Genomic DNA, 288 nt, shown 5'->3' on the forward strand with positions numbered 1-288 from the left:
TCACTTAGGGCATGAAGGGCTTCTTATTTCAACTTTACCGGAAAATTCGGTTGGAGATGCAGCTGTATCTTACATTCAAAAGTTAGGGATTCAAACTTCTCTTGTTTCAAGAGGCGGTAAATATGTAGGTATGTATTTTTTAGAAAATGGATTCGGTGCACGTGCAAGCCGCGTTACATATTCGAATCGATTAGAAAGTAGCTTCAATACGGCATGTGAAGAAATGTATCAATTTGAAGAAATCGCAAAGGAAATTGATATCGTTCATTTTTGCGGTATTACACTTGC

1 pseudogene is annotated in these 288 nt (G+C 37.5%); it reads left to right on the forward strand.

Going from position 1 to position 288, the window contains the following annotated elements:
* Positions 1-288, forward strand: a pseudogene (locus MR170_RS31495) (sugar kinase); the annotation flags it as partial.

Source organism: Bacillus cereus group sp. BfR-BA-01524, assembly GCF_022662595.1.
Classification (GTDB): domain Bacteria; phylum Bacillota; class Bacilli; order Bacillales; family Bacillaceae_G; genus Bacillus_A; species Bacillus_A thuringiensis_S.